The 18,515-nt window shown below is 60.6% G+C and carries 17 protein-coding genes; 6 read left to right on the forward strand and 11 right to left on the reverse strand.

What is annotated here, in order from left to right; translation table 11 throughout:
• Positions 1-75 precede the first annotated feature (75 nt).
• Positions 76-2,607 carry a Zn-binding domain-containing protein gene (locus L6990_RS02015; protein WP_237202434.1) on the forward strand — a complete coding sequence of 844 codons (2,532 nt, stop codon included), beginning with the start codon at positions 76-78 and terminating at the stop codon, positions 2,605-2,607.
• Positions 2,608-2,674: 67 nt separating this feature from the next.
• Here L6990_RS02015 and L6990_RS02020 read toward each other — a convergent pair whose 3' ends face one another.
• The 6 genes from L6990_RS02020 to L6990_RS02045 form a co-directional block, all read right to left on the reverse strand.
• Positions 2,675-3,088, reverse strand: a complete 414-nt coding sequence (locus L6990_RS02020; protein WP_237202393.1) for an Rv3654c family TadE-like protein — start codon at positions 3,086-3,088, stop codon at positions 2,675-2,677.
• Positions 3,085-3,375 (reverse strand): TadE family type IV pilus minor pilin, encoded by a 291-nt coding sequence (locus tag L6990_RS02025; protein ID WP_237202394.1) that lies wholly within the window; start codon positions 3,373-3,375, stop codon positions 3,085-3,087. The genes L6990_RS02020 and L6990_RS02025 overlap by 4 nt, the downstream gene beginning before the upstream one ends.
• Before the next feature lie 115 nt (positions 3,376-3,490).
• Positions 3,491-3,754 carry a DUF4244 domain-containing protein gene (locus L6990_RS02030; protein ID WP_237202395.1) on the reverse strand — a complete coding sequence of 88 codons (264 nt, stop codon included), beginning with the start codon at positions 3,752-3,754 and terminating at the stop codon, positions 3,491-3,493.
• A 267-nt stretch (positions 3,755-4,021) separates the two neighbouring features.
• The gene (locus L6990_RS02035) at positions 4,022-4,594 is read right to left on the reverse strand and encodes a type II secretion system F family protein (protein ID WP_237202396.1); all 573 of its coding nucleotides are present in this window, start codon (positions 4,592-4,594) and stop codon (positions 4,022-4,024) included.
• Positions 4,594-5,277: a type II secretion system F family protein gene (locus tag L6990_RS02040; protein WP_237202397.1), complete on the reverse strand. Its 684-nt coding sequence runs from the start codon at positions 5,275-5,277 to the stop codon at positions 4,594-4,596. Before L6990_RS02040 ends, L6990_RS02035 begins: the two co-directional genes overlap by 1 nt.
• Positions 5,274-6,869 carry a TadA family conjugal transfer-associated ATPase gene (locus tag L6990_RS02045; protein WP_237202398.1) on the reverse strand — a complete coding sequence of 532 codons (1,596 nt, stop codon included), beginning with the start codon at positions 6,867-6,869 and terminating at the stop codon, positions 5,274-5,276. The genes L6990_RS02040 and L6990_RS02045 overlap by 4 nt, the downstream gene beginning before the upstream one ends.
• Before the next feature lie 115 nt (positions 6,870-6,984).
• On the opposite strand from L6990_RS02045, the gene L6990_RS02050 reads away from it, so the two are divergent.
• Complete coding sequence (locus tag L6990_RS02050; RefSeq protein ID WP_237202399.1) at positions 6,985-8,763, forward strand: bifunctional 3'-5' exonuclease/DNA polymerase; 1,779 nt, start codon at positions 6,985-6,987, stop codon at positions 8,761-8,763.
• Between the two features lie 225 nt (positions 8,764-8,988).
• Here the strand turns inward: L6990_RS02050 and L6990_RS02055 are convergent, their stop codons facing one another.
• Positions 8,989-9,726, reverse strand: coding sequence for an NUDIX hydrolase (locus L6990_RS02055; RefSeq protein WP_237202400.1), 738 nt, complete (start codon positions 9,724-9,726; stop codon positions 8,989-8,991).
• Positions 9,719-10,624, reverse strand: coding sequence for an endonuclease III (gene nth, locus L6990_RS02060; protein WP_237202401.1), 906 nt, complete (start codon positions 10,622-10,624; stop codon positions 9,719-9,721). Before nth ends, L6990_RS02055 begins: the two co-directional genes overlap by 8 nt.
• Before the next feature lie 168 nt (positions 10,625-10,792).
• On the opposite strand from nth, the gene acs reads away from it, so the two are divergent.
• From acs to L6990_RS02075, 3 genes are all read left to right on the forward strand, one after another.
• A complete protein-coding gene (gene acs, locus L6990_RS02065; RefSeq protein WP_440480473.1) occupies positions 10,793-12,769 on the forward strand; it encodes an acetate--CoA ligase in 1,977 nt (658 codons plus the stop codon).
• A gap of 105 nt (positions 12,770-12,874) precedes the next feature.
• Positions 12,875-13,339: a type II 3-dehydroquinate dehydratase gene (gene aroQ / locus L6990_RS02070; protein WP_237202403.1), complete on the forward strand. Its 465-nt coding sequence runs from the start codon at positions 12,875-12,877 to the stop codon at positions 13,337-13,339.
• A gap of 39 nt (positions 13,340-13,378) precedes the next feature.
• Complete coding sequence (locus L6990_RS02075; RefSeq protein WP_237202404.1) at positions 13,379-14,629, forward strand: APC family permease; 1,251 nt, start codon at positions 13,379-13,381, stop codon at positions 14,627-14,629.
• Here the strand turns inward: L6990_RS02075 and L6990_RS02080 are convergent.
• Positions 14,626-15,804: a MarP family serine protease gene (locus L6990_RS02080; RefSeq protein WP_237202405.1), complete on the reverse strand. Its 1,179-nt coding sequence runs from the start codon at positions 15,802-15,804 to the stop codon at positions 14,626-14,628. The two genes, L6990_RS02075 and L6990_RS02080, sit on opposite strands and share 4 nt — an antisense overlap.
• A 339-nt stretch (positions 15,805-16,143) precedes the next feature.
• Between L6990_RS02080 and L6990_RS02085 the strand changes: the two genes are divergently transcribed.
• Positions 16,144-16,821, forward strand: coding sequence for a Crp/Fnr family transcriptional regulator (locus L6990_RS02085; protein WP_083091991.1), 678 nt, complete (start codon positions 16,144-16,146; stop codon positions 16,819-16,821).
• An 81-nt stretch (positions 16,822-16,902) separates the two neighbouring features.
• Here the strand turns inward: L6990_RS02085 and L6990_RS02090 are convergent, their stop codons facing one another.
• Both L6990_RS02090 and L6990_RS02095 read right to left on the reverse strand, forming a co-directional pair.
• Positions 16,903-17,907 carry an NUDIX hydrolase gene (locus tag L6990_RS02090; protein ID WP_237202406.1) on the reverse strand — a complete coding sequence of 335 codons (1,005 nt, stop codon included), beginning with the start codon at positions 17,905-17,907 and terminating at the stop codon, positions 16,903-16,905.
• A complete protein-coding gene (locus L6990_RS02095) occupies positions 17,900-18,376 on the reverse strand; it encodes a RidA family protein (protein WP_237202407.1) in 477 nt (158 codons plus the stop codon). The genes L6990_RS02090 and L6990_RS02095 overlap by 8 nt, the downstream gene beginning before the upstream one ends.
• Positions 18,377-18,515 lie beyond the last annotated feature (139 nt).

Genomic DNA, 18,515 nt, shown 5'->3' on the forward strand with positions numbered 1-18,515 from the left:
GGTGAATCGCCAGTAGCCCCTAGCCCGGCGTCCGGCACTCACCCCGTGGACGCAGCCCCGGTTGCATTGCGGGAGATGCTGCAGAGACTGGGGTACGGCAGCCATCCACCTCAAATCACGCATGTGCAGACCTTAGCAGCCCAAGAAGCTGTGACCTCCCCCTGGCCCGAGTGGGCACACCCCCGAGTCGTAGAAGCCTACCAATTTTTGGGTGTGGACCAGCCCTACCGGCACCAGGTTGAGGCCGCAGATGCCGCCCACAGCTCACCTGGCAACAGGCACGTTATTCTTGCCACCGGCACAGCTTCGGGTAAATCGCTTGGCTACCAGCTACCGGCGCTGGACGCTATCTACCGAGGGGAAATCGGCGAGGGCGGGGCAGGCTTTATTTCTGGCAGGGCAACAGCTCTCTACCTCTCCCCCACCAAAGCTCTAGCTGCCGACCAGCTAGCATCACTTCGCTCCCTCAATCTGCCTGGCCTGGTGCCCGAAACCTACGACGGCGACACCCCTGCCGCTGACCGCCGCTTTATTCGTGAACGCGCCAACCTGGTGCTCTGTAACCCAGACATGCTACACCACGCTATCTTGCCCAACCACGGTCACTGGTCCGTTTTTCTGCGCAAGCTGCGCTACGTGATTATCGACGAGGCTCATAGCTACCGCGGCGTATTCGGTGCCCACGTGGCGGTGCTCCTGCGGCGCCTTCGCAGAATCTGCCGGCACTACGGTGTCACCCCGGTCTTTATTGGCGCCTCAGCCACCAGTGCTGAGCCAGCCGCCTCCTTCAGCCGCTTAATTGGTTCTCGGCCGGAGGCAGTCACCGCCGTTACCGAAAGCACGGCACCGCGGGGTGCCACCCATGTGGTGCTCTGGGAACCTGAGTTTGACCAGAGCCAGCAGGTGACTGACCGGCTATCTGCAGGTCAGGGTGCAAGCCAAGCCCCCGGAGGAAGCGGAGGCCGTAAAAACGGGCCTGGTGAGAATGGAGCGCCCGTCCGTAAGTCTGTCATCACTCAAACCGCCGAAATGCTGACAGACCTGGTGATTGACCGAACCCGCACTATCGCCTTCATCAAGTCGAGACGTGGGGCAGAAGCTATTGCCCAGACCGCCGGGCGCTTCCTGGATGAGGTCGAGCCCGGTCTATCATCCAGGGTGAGTGCCTACCGTGCAGGTTATTTGCCAGAAGAACGCCGGGAGCTAGAACGCACCCTGCGTAGCGGCCAGATGCTGGGGGTGGCATCAACATCTGCCCTAGAACTGGGCATCGATATTGCTGGGCTGGACGCCGTGCTGGTGGCCGGTTGGCCTGGCACCCGGTCCTCCTTCTTTCAGCAGATTGGACGTGCCGGCCGCGCTGGGCAGGACAGTTTCGCGGTGCTGGTGGCTAGCGAGGACCCGCTGGATACCTATCTGGTACACCACCCGGCTGACATCTTTGAGACCGGAGTTGAAAAGACGGTCTTTGACCCTGAAAACCCCTACGTTCTTAGCCCTCACCTCTGTGCAGCCGCCGCTGAGCTGCCCCTGCGCCCAGAAGAGCTGATTGTTTTCGGAGCCACCGCCCCCAGACTTCTCGAGAAGTTAGTAGAGCAAGGCTACCTACGCCGCCGCCCCACCGGCTGGTTTTGGACCCACCCAGAATCAGCGTCCGCCCTGGTCTCACTGCGCGGTGGCAGTTCACCGCTGCAGATTATTGAGGTAGAAACCGGCGCAGTGGTGGGCACCATGGACGGCGGTTCAGCCCACGCACAAGGGCACCCCGGAGCGATCTACACCCACCAGGGTGAAACTTTCTTGGTGGAAGACCTCGATGAGGAAAACCGGGTCATTGCCGTAAGCCGAGCCACCCCCGACTACTACACGCAAGCACGGGACATCACCGAAGTAACCGTGCTGGCCACCGATCAGACGGTGGAACAGGGGCCGGTGACCATGAACTTTGGGTCGGTGCGGGTGCGCTCCCAGGTGGTGGGCTATCAGCGCAAGTCGCTGATTGGCCAGCAGGTACTGGGCGACGAGCCTCTGGACTTAGAGCCTCAGAGCCTCAACACCCGCGCTATCTGGTGGACCATCCCCGCCACCGTCCTGCACGCAGCCGGAATCCACGAACGCGAGGTGCCAGGTGCCCTGCACGCCGCAGAACACGCCGCCATCGGTCTGTTGCCCCTCACCGCTACCTGCGACCGCTGGGATATCGGCGGGCTTTCTACTGCCCTGCACGTTGATACCGAGCAACCCACCATCTTTGTCTACGACGGACACCCGGGCGGAGCAGGTTTTGCCGAGCGCGGTTTCGAAGCCGCCGAGCACTGGCTGCGAGCCACCCTTGACACCATTCTGGCTTGCGAATGCGAGCGCGGCTGCCCCTCCTGCGTCCAGAGCCCCAAATGCGGCAATCGCAACGAGCCTCTAGAGAAGGACGCCGCGGCCCGACTACTGGGAGCTCTCTTGGTCCATGCCGGTGCGGTGACGGAGGATGAAAATAGGGCGCACCTCAAACCCCTGATTCAGAGGGAGGCCGATGCAGGGCGAGCACCGCAGCCGGTGGTTTCAGCGGTTGAAGCGCTGACCGGTCAGCACAGTAATGAGGCACCTTTCTAGCCCTCCGGCTTTCTCACGGCCAAGCTGGGAGAGCTAGCCAGGGTAGGCGGCTTTGATCTTAGGTGAGCTAGGAACCCTTGTTCACCGTCACGGAGGGAGGCCCAGCACGTGAAAGACCTTCAGCCGACCCCAAGAAAGCGAACGGCCCTTCTATAGGAATTGTTACGCGGACATCCACCGTTCCGCTCAAATCCGAGGGGAGGGCACAGCCAGCCAGACTAGCCCCATTGCGCCCCGCCACATCAGCTGCCACGGAGCAGGGGTGCCCGCTGGTTAGCCCTCGGGCGGCATCGGCACCGGCTAGGGCTGCTAGGTCAGCAGCGGTAGCGGCCCGGTGGTTGGCGCTCACGACACCGACCAGCCCTGCCAGGGTAAGCCCCAGAACCAGTAGCACGCAAATCAACCCCAAAGATGCCACGGTATTACTGCCCCGCTCGGCGTCCTCACGGGGAAGGTAGAAGCTTGACTGCCGAAGGCTCACTGCCCACCGCTTTCGGTGAGCGCCTGGGCGTCAGCGACAAGTTGCCAGCCGGTGAGCTGACCAATTAGACCCGGCGCAGTGCGGCTAGCTTCAACCCGGGTGAATTCCCCGCTGGTACTCACCGATACGGCTACCCGAGGCTCAATTTCCTGGACGATGCGGGTAACGGTCTCTGCGCCCTCGCCGCGAGCAGCGGCTCGGGCCCCTAGACGGGCGCCCTCTTCAAGACGCAGTTGCACGATTCCCAGGGCAGCGGCACCCAGAACCAACCCCAGAACAAACACCACGGCGGGTAGGGTAACCGCAAATTCAGCGGTGACAGACCCGCGCTGGCGGCACCCGCTCCTCCGCTCCAGAAGAGCGCAGGGGCAGATGCCACAGGCGAGAGGCCGTGGGTGAGTTTTAGGCGCCGGTCGAGAGCGCATTACGCACAATCCCTAGCAGGAGCTCGCGCACCTCATCAGACTTCAAGATCACTACCAACAAACCGGCAAAGCCAACTGCTGCCAGCATGACGATGCCGTATTCAGCGGTGGTTGCACCGGCTTCTGGGTCATCCAAAGAGGTCACTAGCTCCCCGGTAAGAGCTTGATCGGTGAGGGGTTTCCCGTCCTGCTCTTCAGCAGAAGATAGTGAGTGAGAAGGCGTTGGTATAGGGTGCGACATGGTGCCGTCCTTTCAGGTCAAAGGGTGAGTGTTAGCCCGCTGCGGGGCGAAAGGGTAAGAGGAAAAGGGTGGAAAAGGAATTCACCACCTCAGCGGGCTACTGCCAGTTTCGTGCAGGTCATCGATGGTTACCAGGGTTGAGGGAAGCTGTGGAAAATTTGCTGAGACTACACCCCTCGCCCCGGTGCGGCTACCCGGTAATGGGTGAAAGTGTGAAGCAACTGTGACAGAAAGATTTGCTGGGTTTCGAGCCTGTGTACACGCCTTTTAGAGCAGGGAGGGAATCATAGCGATAAGGACCGGCACCACGCCCAGGCAGATGAAGGCAGGCAGGGAACAGAGCCCCAGGGGCACCACCAACTTTACGCCCAGCTTGGCAGCAGCTTTTTCTAGGGAGCGTTGCCGGTGCCGACGCTGCCGGTCGGCCAGAATACGCAGAAAATCAGCGCTGGGGGCACCGGTTTCCAGGCTCAGCCCCAGGGCTGAGTGAACACCGGTCAAAGATCTAGGCACGGTCTCACCCCAGGCCTGGGACCAGGTGGCACCGGCGTCCAGCTTGATCACCACCCCGCCCAGAAAGAGATGGTAGCGCCCGCCATCCAACTGCCCCAAGTGATGTAGTAGAGCACGTACGGGTAACCCGGCAGCCAGCATAGAAGCAGCTAAATCCAGGTAGAGGGCAGCGTCCAAAGTGTCCCCAGGGGCAACGTCAGACGCTGAACTAGCACCGGCGGTAGGTTCTTGCGCCTGAGCCCGGCGAGCATCCCTGCGCTTCAAGAGCCACAGCAGAAAGGACGCAACCAACGCAAAAGAGCTAACTGCTAGTATCAGCACCTCCACTAGAGCTCCCCTTTCTCAGCGCGGCAAATCAGGCGAGCTGTCCAGCGGCTACCCACCAGTGCAAGGGTCAGACCAACACAGCAGATTAGAGCGCCCAATACCGAACCGAAGAGGACGCCTAGCGGGTCCGTCCCCATCACCAACCCCAAGCCCAGCCCCAACAGGGGCAACCAGGAGAGGATGCGACCTGTCGCTTTGGGGCCGCCCATGGCAGCCTCCCTCATCTGCAGGAGGTCTATATCGTTCTCCAAATAGCGGGCAAACCGTTCCAACACCTCAGCGAGGGGCGCACCGGTGCGCTCGCTGACCTGCCAGCAGGCCGCCAAGCTCCGAGTTCGTTCAAGGGAGGTGGGGCGCACCATGGTTTGGACGCTGTGTAAACAGGCCTGCGAGACCGGCGTCCCTCTTTCTGCAGCGATGAGGCAGGTACTCAGAAGGCGGTGCAGGTCTTCGACTGCGGCGAGCAGCCCGGTCGCCTCCCTATCCCAGCGAGCCAGTAAGCCCTGCGGTTGCCGTTCAAGGTGGCGCTGGCGCGCTGCTGCTTCTTCAGCGGCTTTTGCCAGGGCAAAAGCTGGGCTTACCCCTGCTTTGAGCAGTGCAGCCAGGTGCCACATGAGATCTGGCCACAGTTCGAGTTCATCAATCCCCGGCCGGGCAGCAGGGCGGGTAGGCAACAGTTTCACGAGCTCTCACCCGCAGCGCTCTGAACTGCTTGGCGCAGTTCTTCCCCCGCCGGTAGCCAGGCAAGATAGCTGCCCCGGCGCCCTGTCTCGACCCGGCACACCGGTCTGACGACCAACGCCCCGGATTGCTGGGTCAGCCGAGCAATCTCCCGCACCTGACGCTGACCACTGCCCCTATCGATGTGAATGATGTAGTCCAGGGCGGTCGCCGCTTGCAGAGTTAGTGCCGCTTCACTCAGCCCGGCGAGCGCACCCATAGCGTAGAGGCGGGCAGGCACCGCCTCAGTGGAGTTAGCGTGCACGGTGCCGCCGGTGCCCGAGTGGCCGGTATTCATGGCCGAGAGCATATCTGCGATTTCCGCGCCGCGGCACTCCCCCACGATGAGGCGGGTGGGGCGCATCCGCAAGGCTGCCCGGATCAGCTCTGAAAGGGTAACTTCTCCCCTGCCCTCGGTGTTCGCCTCACGCGCCTGCAGACTGACGGTATGCGGGTGGTCTGGGGCGAGTTCGGAGGTGTCCTCGACCAGCAGTAGCCGCTCGTCCGCTCCGCAGGTTGCCAGCAGGGCAGAGAGCAGAGTGGTTTTCCCGCTGCCGGTGCCACCGCTAATCAGAAAGTTAGCGCGCTGCCGCACCAGGTGGGTGAGTACGCGGACGGTTTCCTCGGTCAACATACCCCGTTCTTGCAGGTCAGCCAGGGTGGGGGCACCGGTGGCACGCAGGCGAATAGAGAGCAGAGTGCCACCGCGACTGAGGGGTGGTAACACGGCGTGCACACGCAGCCCGTTGTCGGTTTGGACATCAGCGATGGGGTGGGAATCATCCAGCCTGCCACCGGCAGCGCTCAGCAGACGGGTAGCTAGAGCACGAGCTTCTTCTTCATCGGTAAGGGAAATATCTGAGCGCTGCAGCAGCCCCGTGGCCTCGTACCAAACCTCGGTTCCATTGACAAAAATATCGGTCAGCTGAGGGATCCCCAGCAGGGGGTCAAGGGGGCCCAGCCCGGTTAACTCTGCTCTGAGACGGCTCTGGGCAGCGTCTTCTTCTACCGGAGTCAAAGAGACGTCAACAGCGTCCAAAAGGCCGCGTAAGTTTACCGGGTCTGTGGGGTTGAGCAGGCGAGCTTCCGGCGCCTTGCTACGTCTGCTCTCTGGCGTCCTAGGTTTCTGAGTTTGCGGCCCTGCACCCAGGTGCGCTGAGTCAGACGCGGGCACAGCAGGCTCTTTTGTCTCTACCTTTAGGGGCCGAAAATCAGTGATAGTACCGGCAAGAGCAGCCACGGTGTGGGGACGCGGGGCTGGAGCCGGTGCGGGCAGGGTGGGCTGCTCAGCGCTGGCTCCTACCTCTTCGGGTGGCAGCTCAAAGAAGCGGCTGCGGGCCTTGCGCACTGATAGTTCAATACGGTCTACGTTTGGGGGCTGGTCAACGGCGTGCTGATGGGAAGGGCCTTCACTCGAAGAGCCCGGTTCCCTTGCTCTGCCCAGTTTCGGCGTGCCTTTCCGTGCCAGTTGGTAGAGCTGCGGTAGCTGATCGGTATCAATTAACTGATCGTCAGCGTCCAGCTCAGTGGCAGGTGATTGGCTTGCATGGCGCATGGCTATCCTTAAGCGCCCCGGGCGAATTCCTTTTCTGCCCCTCTTTATGCCACAGGAATTGTGCCCTGTCTACACCTGCGGCTAGAAAAACAGGAATAATAGAAGAATGTATATTGTGCTCGGGCCCGCAGACACCTCCACCGGGGAGAACCTCGGTGGGGCAGGTGATGCGCTCTGGGAGGCCATCACACTCAATGACACCGGCTCTGGTACCCACCGCACCTTTCCTCTGGGAAAAATAGCGGACTTTGTTCAAACGGTGGAAAAGCACAACACCCACCGCACAATCCGTTGGGCATGGGCAGATGCCCGCACAATGATGCCCATGCTCTTGCAGGCCGGTGCCAGCCCCAGCAGCTGCCACGACCTGCGCCTGGTTCAGCGCCTCTTGGTGACCGCCGCATCCAGAGCCCAAAACGGCATCAGCTTCACCCCGGTACTGGATCTCAGTAAGGAAGCTCAGCCAGCCGGAGCCCTGCCGGCCCGCCGCCAGATTGAGGGCCAGGAGTCTCTCTTCGATGCCCCGCAGGCAACAGCCAGCCGTGACGAACAGGCACCTGCCCCTACGGCATCCCTACTTCTCGAGGAATTGCAGGCCCAGCTCTCCACCATCAAAACGGCTCCTCACCCGGAGAGGTTAGCCCTGCTGGCAGCCACCGAATCCCAGGGTGCCATTATTGCCGCAGAAATGAAGCACTACGGGATGCCCTGGAACCGGGCTATCCACGAAAAGATTTTAGAGCACCAGCTTGGTGCCCGCCCGGCAGGCTATCAGCGCCCCTACAAGCTCGAACAGTTAGCTGCCCGTCTGCGCCAAGAATTGGGGGCACCCAACCTCAACCCGGATTCCCCTCATGAGGTATTGCGAGCACTTCAGTCCGCGGGCTTCTCGGTCACCAGCACTCGCAAGTGGGAGCTCACCGAATGGGCGAACTCCGCCCCGCACCTGCGCGAATCCCGCTGGCAGGTGGTACGCCCCCTGCTGGAGTACAAACGTCTGGCAAGGCTCTATACCGCTAACGGCTGGGCATGGCTGGACGCCTGGGTAACGGACAACCGCTTTCATCCTGCTTATGAGGTGGCGAGCGCCGCTACTGGCAGGTGGGGTGCCCACGGGGGCGGTGCCATGCAGATCCCCAAGGACGTCCGCGCCGCCGTGCACGCCGAAGAAGGTATGTTGCTTACCGTGGCAGATGCCGCCCAAATCGAACCCCGTATTCTGGCGGTTATGAGTGGGGACCGAGCTCTAGCTGTAGCGGGCCGCGACACCGACCTCTACCTGGGTATCGCAGAAATCGGCAAACGTACTGGCAGCGCTCTGGCAGACCGCTCCCACGCCAAGATTGCTCTGCTAGCTGCCATGTACGGTGCCACCACCGGTGAGGGAGGGCAGCTCATGCCCCACCTCAAAAAGCTCTTTCCCCAAGCCATCGCTTTCACCGAAAAGGCAGCAGAAATCGGTTTGCGCGGCGGTCAGGTCACGACCTTCTTAGGTAGGACGTCCCCCGCCCCCTCCCACGCCTGGTTTGAGGCTCAGCGCGACCGATCCTCAGCAGAAAAAGAGCGAGCTGCTGCAACGGCAGCGCGCTCCCACAGCCGCTTCACCCGTAACTTCGTTATTCAGGGCACCGCCGCTGAATGGGCGGTGATTTGGATGGCGCAGATCCGCCGCCGCCTGCGCACCGAACGGCGCTTCGGCCACCGTCTACGGTCCCGCCTGGTCTACTTTTTACACGACGAAATCATGATCTACGGCCCGCAGAACGAGGCGGCACTGTGCGCCAAGATTGTAAGGGAAAGCGCTCAGACCGCCGCTGAACTCATCTTTGGCCCTACCGACGTAGAGTTCCCGGTCACGGCAGTAACGACCGACGACTACTCCCAGGCCAAGTAAGGGGCGCGTGATGTGTGCGGTCACGCAGGTGGGAGCTGTAAGGGCATGCTGGTCGATGAAGCAAATTTTTCCGAGCGCGCGAGGAATGAAAAAATTGCGGAATCAGCCGAACCTGTGAGGCTGGGCGTGAATCGCCTTGTGAGCGCTAGCGAACCGGGCGAGAGGGTCAGCAGGCCCTTACAGCTCCCACCTGCTCAACCACCTAGTCAGCTTAACGACATTTCTCTAGACTCCGATATCCCGCATCTTTTTGGGGTCCCAGGGTAGCTCCCAGCCGAGTTCTTTGAAGAGGTTGGAGAGAATGAAGCCGGTAAAGCCCCAAATGGTGAAGGTTTCGTGGTCTCCGTGCACATCGAAGGCGGGTGACTTGTGCACCTTATAGGCGCTGTTGACGGCGGCGGTGTGGCGGTTTTGCGGGTCTAGCAGGTCTGCTACCGGCACGCGCACTACCAGAGTGGATTCGTCGGTATCCACTGCAGCGACGGGGGTGGGCAGCGTCCACCAGGCAATCACCGGGGTCACCATAAAGTTACTGACCGGTAGGGCAACGGGTTCTAGCTGGCCTAGTATCTCTACCCCGCTGGCATCCAGCCCGGTTTCCTCAACCGCTTCGCGCAGGGCAGCCACTTGGGCAACGGGGACGCCTAGTCGAGCTGCCTCGTCGTGGTCTTCTGGGTCTACCCGTCCGCCGGGGAAGGCAGGCTGACCGGCATGGTGACGCAACCGGTCAGAGCGCACCAGTATCAGCAGGTCTATGTCATCCCCTACCGCTCCGCAGTGGCTCTCCGAGGGGCTGTCATCGAGCACACCAAAGAGGATGAGCACGGCAGCATCGCGGGCTTTTTCGGGGTCGATGCGGCCAATGCGCCAGGTATCTGCGCCTTCTATCGCCGATGGGTTACGTTCCAGTAGTTCAAGGAGCTGGGTGCGTGTGGGGTGGCTGTGCGAAATATTCTCAGGCATTGAGGCCGTGCCCTTCTGCTCGGAGTTCTTGGCGGGTGGCTCCCTGTAGAAAGCGCAGGTGCAGGTGTTCGCGCCCGGGCGCCATCTCGTATTTCATCAGTGCCCGGGCCTTGTCTTCGTCGGTTTCGCCGGTGCCATAGGAGGGGCAGAGGTCAGCAACGGGGCAGACCCCGCAGGCCGGTTTTTGGGCGTGGCAGATACGCCGGCCGTGGTAGACCAGCCGGTGGGAGAGATTGGTCCAGTCCTTGGGCTCAAAGAGAGCGGCGACGGCGTGTTCCACCTTGACGGGGTCTTCTAAGTCGGTAAAGCCGAAGCGGCGGGCCATGCGCCCAAAGTGGGTGTCCACGGTGATGCCGGGGCGCCCAAAGGCGTTACCCAGCACCACAAAGGCAGTTTTACGGCCTACGCCGGGGAGTTTGACCAGTTGCTCTAGTTTTCCCGGCACTTCCCCACCGTGATCAGCGACCAGCCGCTCGGCAAGCCCCACAATTGCCTTTGCCTTGGAGCGGTAGAAGCCCAGCGGCCTCACGATTTCTTCGACCTCTTCAATACGCGCTGTAGCCAGGGCCGCGGCGTCCGGGTAGCGGGCAAAGAGCTCGGGGGTGGTGGCGTTGACGCGGACGTCGGTGGTTTGGGCTGAGAGCACGGTTGCCACCAAGAGCTGGTAGGGGTTGGCAAAATCGAGTTCAGCTACGGCGTAGGGGTAGGTTTCCCCCAAAATTCGGTTGATTTTTCGGGCACGACGCACCAGGGCAAGTGGGCTTTCGCTCTCCCCTTTAGCCGCGGCGCGGGAGCGTTTGCGAGCTGCTGCCTCTGCCACCGGGGCAGGCACAGTACGGATTTCAAGCAGAGAACGTTTATCAGGGGTTAGCTCTATCGATGAGGGTGATTCAACCATAGGAATGAGCCTACCCAAAAGCGGTTGTCAGAGCATAGCGCACCGGCAGTTCCAGTCATAGCCACACCGGGTATACCGTCACATTTCACGCAACACGAACAGTGATTTTGTGACAGCCGCTACACGGTGCACTATGGTGTTAGATAAATATTCGTGTGACTCACATCAATGAGCCACGCCATGAACTTTCACATAGGAAAGGCAGAGCCCATGACCGAAACCAACGTCTTTGCTCCCAGCGCAGAATTCTCAGCCCAAGCTAATGCCCAGCCCGGCATCTACGAAGAAGCCAAAGAAAAAGGGGTCGAGTTCTGGGCAGAGCAGGCTCGTGAGCTGCTGACCTGGTGCAAGCCTTTCACCGAAACCCTGGACTGGTCTAACCCTCCCTTCGCCAAGTGGTTTGCAGACGGTGAACTCAACGCCTGCTACAACGCAGTAGACCGCCACGTTGAGGCCGGCAACGGCGACCGCACCGCCATCCTCTTTGAAGGCGAACCCGGCGACACCGCCTCCTATACCTACGCCGAGCTCAAGGACGAAGTTTCCCGCGTCGCCAACGGCATCGAGTCCCTGGGCGTCACCAAGGGCGACCGCGTTGCCATTTACATGCCCATGATCGCTGAAGCCGTCATCGCTATGCTGGCCTGCGCCCGCGTAGGGGCCGTTCACTCAGTAGTCTTCGGCGGCTTCTCAGCCGACGCACTGCGCTCCCGCATTGAGGACGGCGAAGCCAAGCTGGTCATCACCGCTGACGGTTCCTACCGCCGCGGTAAGCCCTCCATGCTCAAGCCCGCCGTTGATGCCGCCCTAGAAAAGGGCGCTGAGACCATCCAGAAGGTGCTGGTCGTCAAGCGCAACGGCGAAGAGGTCAACTGGGTTGAAGGCCGTGACGTCTGGTGGCACGAGCTCACCGCAGAACAGTCCACCGACCACACCCCCTCAGCGCAGAACGCCGAAGACCCCCTGTTCATCCTCTACACCTCAGGCACCACCGGCAAGCCCAAGGGCATCCTGCACACCACCGGCGGCTACCTCACCCAGGGCGCCTTCACCCACAAGAACATCTTTGACCTCAAGCCCGAGACCGATGTCTACTGGTGCACCGCCGACGTCGGCTGGGTCACCGGCCACTCCTACGTCGCCTACGGCCCCCTGGTCAACGGCTCCACCCAGGTCATCTACGAAGGCACCCCCGACGCCCCGCACCGCGGACGCTTCTGGGAAATCGTAGAAAAGTACGGGGTGACCATCATGTACACCTCCCCCACCGCCATCCGCACCATGATGAAGTGGGGCGAGGACATTCCCGCCAAGTTCGACCTCACCAGTCTGCGCGTCCTGGGCACCGTGGGTGAAGCCATCAACCCCGAAGCCTGGCGCTGGTTCCACCGCGTCATCGGTGGCGGCAGGTGCCCCATCGTGGACACCTGGTGGCAGACCGAAACCGGCGCCATCATGGTCTCCCAGCTACCCGGCATCACCCACGCCAAGCCAGGCTCCGCCCAGCAGCCCATCCCCGGCATCACCATCGACGTGGTCGATGACTTGGGCGACTCCCTGCCCAACGAGCAGTCCGGTTTCCTCACCATCCGCGAGCCCTGGCCCTCCATGTTGCGCACCATCTGGGGCGACGACGACCGCTTCGTCGACACCTACTGGTCACGCTTCGACAAGATGTACTTCGCAGGCGACGGCGCCAAGCGCGACGCCGACGGGGACCTCTGGGTCCTGGGTCGTGTGGACGACGTCATGAACGTCTCCGGCCACCGCCTCTCCACCCCGGAAATCGAATCCGCCCTGGTCTCACACCCCGCCGTAGCAGAAGCCGCAGTAGTTGGTGCTGCCGACGAAACCACCGGCCAGGCAGTCATGGCCTTCGTCATCCTCAATGACAGCGCCAAAGCAGAAGACCATGACCCTGCCGAACTGGCAGAGCAGATTCGCGCCCACGTCGGTGTGGAAATCTCACCCATCGCCAAGCCCAAGCGTGTGCTGATTGTGGACGACCTGCCCAAGACCCGCTCCGGCAAGATCATGCGCCGCCTGCTCAAGGACGTCGCAGAAGACCGACCGGTCGGCGACACCACCACTCTGGCTGACCCCACCGTTATGCAGTCGATCGAGGCTAACTTCAAGCAGGGCTAAGGGCAAGAAATGCGTCACTAGCCGGTTTCCGCAGTCCGCCTCCAGTTTTCTCACGTTTCCGCAGAAAACTGGAGGCGGGCTCTTTACTGTGAAAAACTAGGAGCTATGGCAACTACCGCGACTGCACCTAAACCCATCTTTGTTCTCAACGGGCCCAACCTTAACCTGCTGGGCACCCGCAAACCCGACATCTACGGGCACATCACCCTGGCAGATATCGAGGCGAGCCTGCACGCCCAAGCAGCCGAGCTGGGTCTGGACATCGAATTCATGCAGTCCAACCACGAGGGTGCCCTCATCGACGAAATTCAGCGGGCCCGCACCGAAGGCTCGGCAATCATCATTAATCCCGCTGCCTACACGCACACCTCGGTCGCAATCCACGACGCCCTAGAGGCCGCCGAGCTGCCCATCGTTGAAGTGCATCTCTCTAATGTGCACCGCCGCGAGAGCTTCCGCCACCACTCCTACGTGTCTCTGCAGGCAACCGCCGTGATTGCCGGAGCTGGGGCTCAGGGCTACGAGCTGGCGCTGTCCTATCTTGCTCGCCAGCTTCAACCAGCCCGTTAAACCCAAGCTAGCGTCCTACATCTCACGAGGTCATACGGTATGAGCACCACACCCCAGCGCAAGCTAACCTTGGCCGATGCAGTCTTCATTGGGGCTGGCTCTATGATTGGCGCAGGGCTCTTTGCAGCCTTTGCCCCCGCAGCACGGGCAGCCGGTGAATACCTGCTGGTATCACTGGCAATCGCCGCTTTTCTTGCCTTTGCTAATGCCACCTCCAGCGCCCAGCTAGCCGCCCAGCACCCGCAGTCTGGTGGCACCTATATCTACGGCAAGAAACAGCTGGGTGATATTTGGGGCTTTCTCGCCGGCTGGTGCTTCGTGGTCGGCAAGACAGCCTCCTGCGCTGCTATGGCTATGACCTTCGCCGCCTACGCCGCGCCGTCCTGGCAAAAGCCTCTGGCTATTGGTGCGGTTCTCGCCCTTACCGCCGTCAACTACCGGGGTATTACCCGCACCGCTGCCCTGACTAAACTTTTGGTAACCCTGGTGTTAGCCGGTTTAGCGGTCTTCTTTCTTGCGATCTTGACCGGTACTTCACCAGCGCCCTTAGAAGCGATTGACTCAGCAACCCCTGGTATCTACGGGGTTCTACAGGGTGCCGGTCTGCTCTTCTTTGCCTTCGCCGGGTACGCACGCATCGCCACCATGGGCGGTGAGGTTAAACAGCCGGAACGCACTATCCCGCAGGCTATTCTCTGGGCGCTGAGCTTAGTGGGCTTGCTCTACCTGGCAGTTGCCCTTGTTGTACTGTCACAGTTCAGTCCGGCACAGCTAGCCAGCAGCGCAGCGCCCCTGGCTGATGCCGTTGGAGGGTCAGCTTTTGCCAGCGGGGTGCTCTCCCTAGCCGCTAGCCTGGCAGCCTTGGGCGCACTGTTAGCGCTCATTACAGGTATCGGCCGCACCGGTCACGCTATGGCGGTAGGCAAACACCTCCCAGCAGTTTTTGCTCCTCTACACCCCCGTTTTGGGGTGCCCCACCGCCTCGAAATGACGGTAGCGGTAGCTGTCTGCCTTCTCATCCTGCTCTTTGATGTGCGCGGGGCGATCGGCTTTTCGTCCTTCGGCATCCTGCTCTACTACTTCCTGGCTAACTGCGCCGCTTTTACGCAGGGTGCAGCACACCGCCGCTACCCTCGCTGGCTCCAGGTCACCGGTGCAGCAGGCTGTTTCATTGTGGTCTGGACGCTGCCACTCGCCTCCCTTATCGGCGGTCTAGTATTGCTAGCCTTCGGGTTGCTCTACTATCTGCTCTTAGCGCGGCGGCAGACTCAGGAGCCGGTTAGAAGTTAGGCGGCACAGGCCCCGGTAGCTACAGTCTGCGCCCCGTTCTCTACCTGATTCAGCGCGTCAATAATGCTTGATGCTGGCACAGCGTAGCCGCTTTGCCCCTGGGTAGCTTTAGCAAAAATCATGGCCATCACCGTGCCATCTTCGGTCAGTACAGGGCCACCGGAGTTACCCTGCTGAACGTCAGCGGCCAGCTGGTACACCAGGCGGGAGGGGTTGGTCTGGCCGGTCTGAGCGTCAACGGTCTGTGTGATTCCCAGCCCCTGTACCGTGGCAGGTTTGCTCTGGAAACCTCCACCACCGGGGTAGCCCATAAAGGAGACGGTAGTGCCCGCCGCTATTTCGGTGCCATCGATGGGCAGGGGGTTCACTGCCAAATCGGGGGCTGCGATGATGGCAATATCGAGAGCTTCATCAAAGTAGATGACTTCACCGGTTGCTGCCTCTCCGCCCCGCGCCAGCAGAGTGGGGGTAGTGACGCCGGCAAGGACGTGAGCATTTGTCACGACCAGCCCGCCGTCCACAGCGAAGCCAGAGCCTTCCGAAGTGTAATTACACGCTTGGGCGGCACCCACTACCTGCACTACTGAGGAGCTCGCGTTTTCTAGAACGGGGTTTGACAGTGGCTCAGAGGGGGCAGCCTGCTCAGGGAAGATCAGGTTGGTCACTTCGGGCAGCGCTGCCGCATCAATGACCTGCCCGCGAATTTCGGTGACTTTATCTTGCAGGGTAGCCGGAGTTACCGACATCATCCAGGAAATGACCCTTGATTCAGTGGTAGCAGCCGTAACGGCTGGGAGACCCAGCGGGCGAACCAACAGCACAATAGTCACGATTACCAGAGCGCTGAGCAACAGGTTCAGCACACCACCAGCTAGACGTTCTAGGCCGCGTAAAGGAGTGGCATCCGTGATACGGCGCAAGGAGCGCCCCAAGGCCATCCCGATGGTCTGCCCCAGTACCAGGCACACAATAACGGTACCCAGCGCCACCAGCAGGTGCCATTGTGATCCCACCTGGTCAATCATCCAGGGGGTGGCATAGACCGCCGCAGCAGCACCCATCACAAAGCCAACCAGTGTGCCCAGGGCAACGAAAAGGCCCTGACGTAGACCTGTCAGAAAATACAGCCCAATGACGGCCAGAACCGCAATATCAAGGACGGTCGCAGCGCTCATCGCCTTCTCCGTTTCTGCACCCATCCCTCGGATAGGTCATGTATCTAAACAGCGGGGGTAGTGCCCCGATGCGGAAGAATAAAGGTTACCGTCTGAACCTGGGAGAACAGCGAGTAAACAGGCGCCAAAAATCCCTGGGAACTCCCCGCATACTCCAAAAAAGGTTTTGAAAGCACCCAATATCATGTAGTCTCTTTAGTAGTTGAATATGTCACAAGCAAATGTGACGCGCATTGAAACAGCTCATACTATGCTTAGTACTCTGCCCGGTAGCACCATACAAGTTGCTTCTCGCACTTTTGCTCTCCACTTTAGAACTGTTCTAGGAGTTTTTGAACTATGGATATTGAAGTACTACGCCGCGCTCCCCTCTTTGCATCACTCGATGATGAAGCTTTTGCAGCCCTGACCGAGGACATCACCGAAGTTGACCTGTCCCGTGGCGCTACCCTTTTCTACGAAGGCGATCAGGGCGACCAGCTTTACTTTGTCATCTCAGGCAAGATGAAGCTGGGACGCACCGCATCTGACGGCCGTGAAAACTTGGTAGCCATCATGGGCCCGGGTGAAATCTTCGGCGAGATGGCGCTCTTTGATCCCTCACCCCGTTCCACCAGTGCAACCGCTGTGTCTGAAACCCGACTGGCAGGTGTTAAGCACGAGTCCCTGCGCAAGGCAATGGAGAAGTCACCCAACATCTCAGCTCAGGTGCTGCAGGCTCTAGCCCGCCGCCTGCGTCGCACCAATGAGAACCTGGCTGACCTGGTTTTCTCAGATGTTCCCGGTCGCGTGGCTAAGGCACTGCTTGATTTGGCTGACCGTTTCGGTCGCCCCGCCACCGACGGCGTCCTGGTTGCTCACGAGCTCACCCAGGAAGAACTGGCACAGCTGGTTGGCGCTTCCCGCGAAACCGTGAACAAGGCTCTTGCTGAGTTCGTTTCACGCGGTTGGATCCGCCTCGAAGCACGCGCAGTGGTCATCCTTGATCTGCAGCGTCTGCGTCAGCGTTCACGCTAAACACTTCAACCGTTACCGGTCAAAAAAGGTGGGCACCCCAGCTGGGGTGCCCACCTTTTTGTCGTCACTCGTGGCTAGGCTTTAGGTGCTCGTTGAACGGTAAAGCTGGCTTGAGCACTTTTCCCAGGTTCCGGGTGCAGTAGGCGAGGTAAAGGCAAGCATGTATTCACCGTCGACCTGCACAATCTCTGCCTTCTTTATTTCGACCTTGCGCTTCTGCGCTAAGAAGGCAACAGCGTTGGAGGACCGCGCTAGGCTCTCCAAGATGCAGAGGACGCCAGGGGTAAGGAGCTCTTCCAGCGGCAGGGAACGGGTGCTGTCAGCCCCGATGCGATCCCCCAGCCAGGTCTGACCTGAGGTTGCCAGCAGCTCTCTCACGTTGAGCCATTCACCCCAGGAGCCTTTGCTCGCCAGTAAACTAAACTTTTGCCCCACCGGTACCGCACAGGCGAAGTAGTGGATATCGTACCGCTGGTGTCTAAAGTCTGGGGACTGCCAGCGTGCCAGGGGGCGCAGTAGGTCGGTGCGAAGTTTCAAGCCGCGTTTGCCCAGGTATTCCGCCATGGTTTTATCACCGGCAGCAATCATTTCACGGGCATCCATCTGTTCTAACCCGTCTGAGTGCTCGGTGACGCTCATTGAGTCAGACCCTGCCAGCAGAATCCCGGTTTCCTCAAAAGCTTCACGGATAGCCCCGGTAACAGCAGCATGAGCTGCTCCGGCGTCCTCTGCTTGCAGAACGGCTTGCCACTGTGCTGGTGATGGGCCAACCCAGGGCAACGGCTCGGCGTCCGCAGGGGTAATGAGACCACCGGGGAAAGTTACAACACCCAGGGGGGATACACCGGTTCGGTAGGTGAGCAGTACCTCAAGCCCGTTTGCGCCATCACGAACAAAGACAACTGAGGCTGCCTGCCGCAGGCTTCGCCCCGCTACCGCGCCGGTCTCTATAAAAGAGCGTGCCGCCGATTGCAGGGCGCGTGGCACCCTGAAGTAGCGCGCGGCAGGCACGCTGGCGCTAGGTGTGGGGGCACCTGAGCGAGGCACGGTTTTGAGTGCCCCGGTGTACATTCCCTGGTTAGGCATACTCAACGATAATTTCAATTTCGACCGGCGAGTCAAGGGGAAGCACTGGCACCCCTACCGCCGAGCGCGCGTGTTGGCCCGCTTCACCAAAGATTTCACCCAGCAGTAAAGAGGCGCCGTTGATAACGGCAGGCTGAGCTGTGAAGTTTGGTTCAGAGGCGACGAAACCGACGACCTTGACGACTTTGGTGACCCGATCAAGATCGCCGATGACAGACTTAACCGCGGCCAAAGCGTTGAGCAGGCTAAGAGCTGCAAGCTCCTGAGCCTTCTCGGAGCTCACGTAAGCGGCGTCCCCGCTGGCGGAGACTTTGCCGCAAGCAGGTAGCTCACCCTTAACGAAGGGCAACTGGCCAGATGTGTAGACGTAGTTGCCGCTGGTGACGGCCGGGACGTAAGCAGCCACAGGAGCTGCTAGCTCGGGTAGGTTGTAGCCGAGTTCTCTAATGCGGTCTTCAATCGTTGACATCGCATCACCTTTCACTGGGTAGCATGCACTCAACAACCCCTAAAACTAAAAAGGTTGCTGGTTGAGCCACCGTATGGATAAAAAGCATTAAACCGGGTCTGCAAGCGCTGCACAGTGCAGGCTGCAAACCCGGCTTTCA

Origin of the sequence: Rothia endophytica (assembly GCF_928381505.1) — a bacterium.
GTDB classification, from domain to species: Bacteria; Actinomycetota; Actinomycetes; order Actinomycetales; family Micrococcaceae; genus Rothia; species Rothia endophytica_A.

Coding starts and splice junctions, on each gene's coding strand:
- L6990_RS02015 (WP_237202434.1), top strand. CDS start 76: ATGCTGCAGAGACTGGGGTACGGCAGCCATCCACCTCAAATCACGCAT.
- L6990_RS02030 (WP_237202395.1), bottom strand. CDS start 3,754: ATGTCGCACCCTATACCAACGCCTTCTCACTCACTATCTTCTGCTGAA.
- L6990_RS02045 (WP_237202398.1), bottom strand. CDS start 6,869: ATGCGCCATGCAAGCCAATCACCTGCCACTGAGCTGGACGCTGACGAT.
- L6990_RS02055 (WP_237202400.1), bottom strand. CDS start 9,726: ATGCCTGAGAATATTTCGCACAGCCACCCCACACGCACCCAGCTCCTT.
- nth (WP_237202401.1), bottom strand. CDS start 10,624: ATGGTTGAATCACCCTCATCGATAGAGCTAACCCCTGATAAACGTTCT.
- acs (WP_440480473.1), top strand. CDS start 10,793: ATGAGCCACGCCATGAACTTTCACATAGGAAAGGCAGAGCCCATGACC.
- aroQ (WP_237202403.1), top strand. CDS start 12,875: ATGGCAACTACCGCGACTGCACCTAAACCCATCTTTGTTCTCAACGGG.
- L6990_RS02075 (WP_237202404.1), top strand. CDS start 13,379: ATGAGCACCACACCCCAGCGCAAGCTAACCTTGGCCGATGCAGTCTTC.
- L6990_RS02080 (WP_237202405.1), bottom strand. CDS start 15,804: ATGAGCGCTGCGACCGTCCTTGATATTGCGGTTCTGGCCGTCATTGGG.
- L6990_RS02085 (WP_083091991.1), top strand. CDS start 16,144: ATGGATATTGAAGTACTACGCCGCGCTCCCCTCTTTGCATCACTCGAT.
- L6990_RS02090 (WP_237202406.1), bottom strand. CDS start 17,907: ATGCCTAACCAGGGAATGTACACCGGGGCACTCAAAACCGTGCCTCGC.
- L6990_RS02095 (WP_237202407.1), bottom strand. CDS start 18,376: ATGTCAACGATTGAAGACCGCATTAGAGAACTCGGCTACAACCTACCC.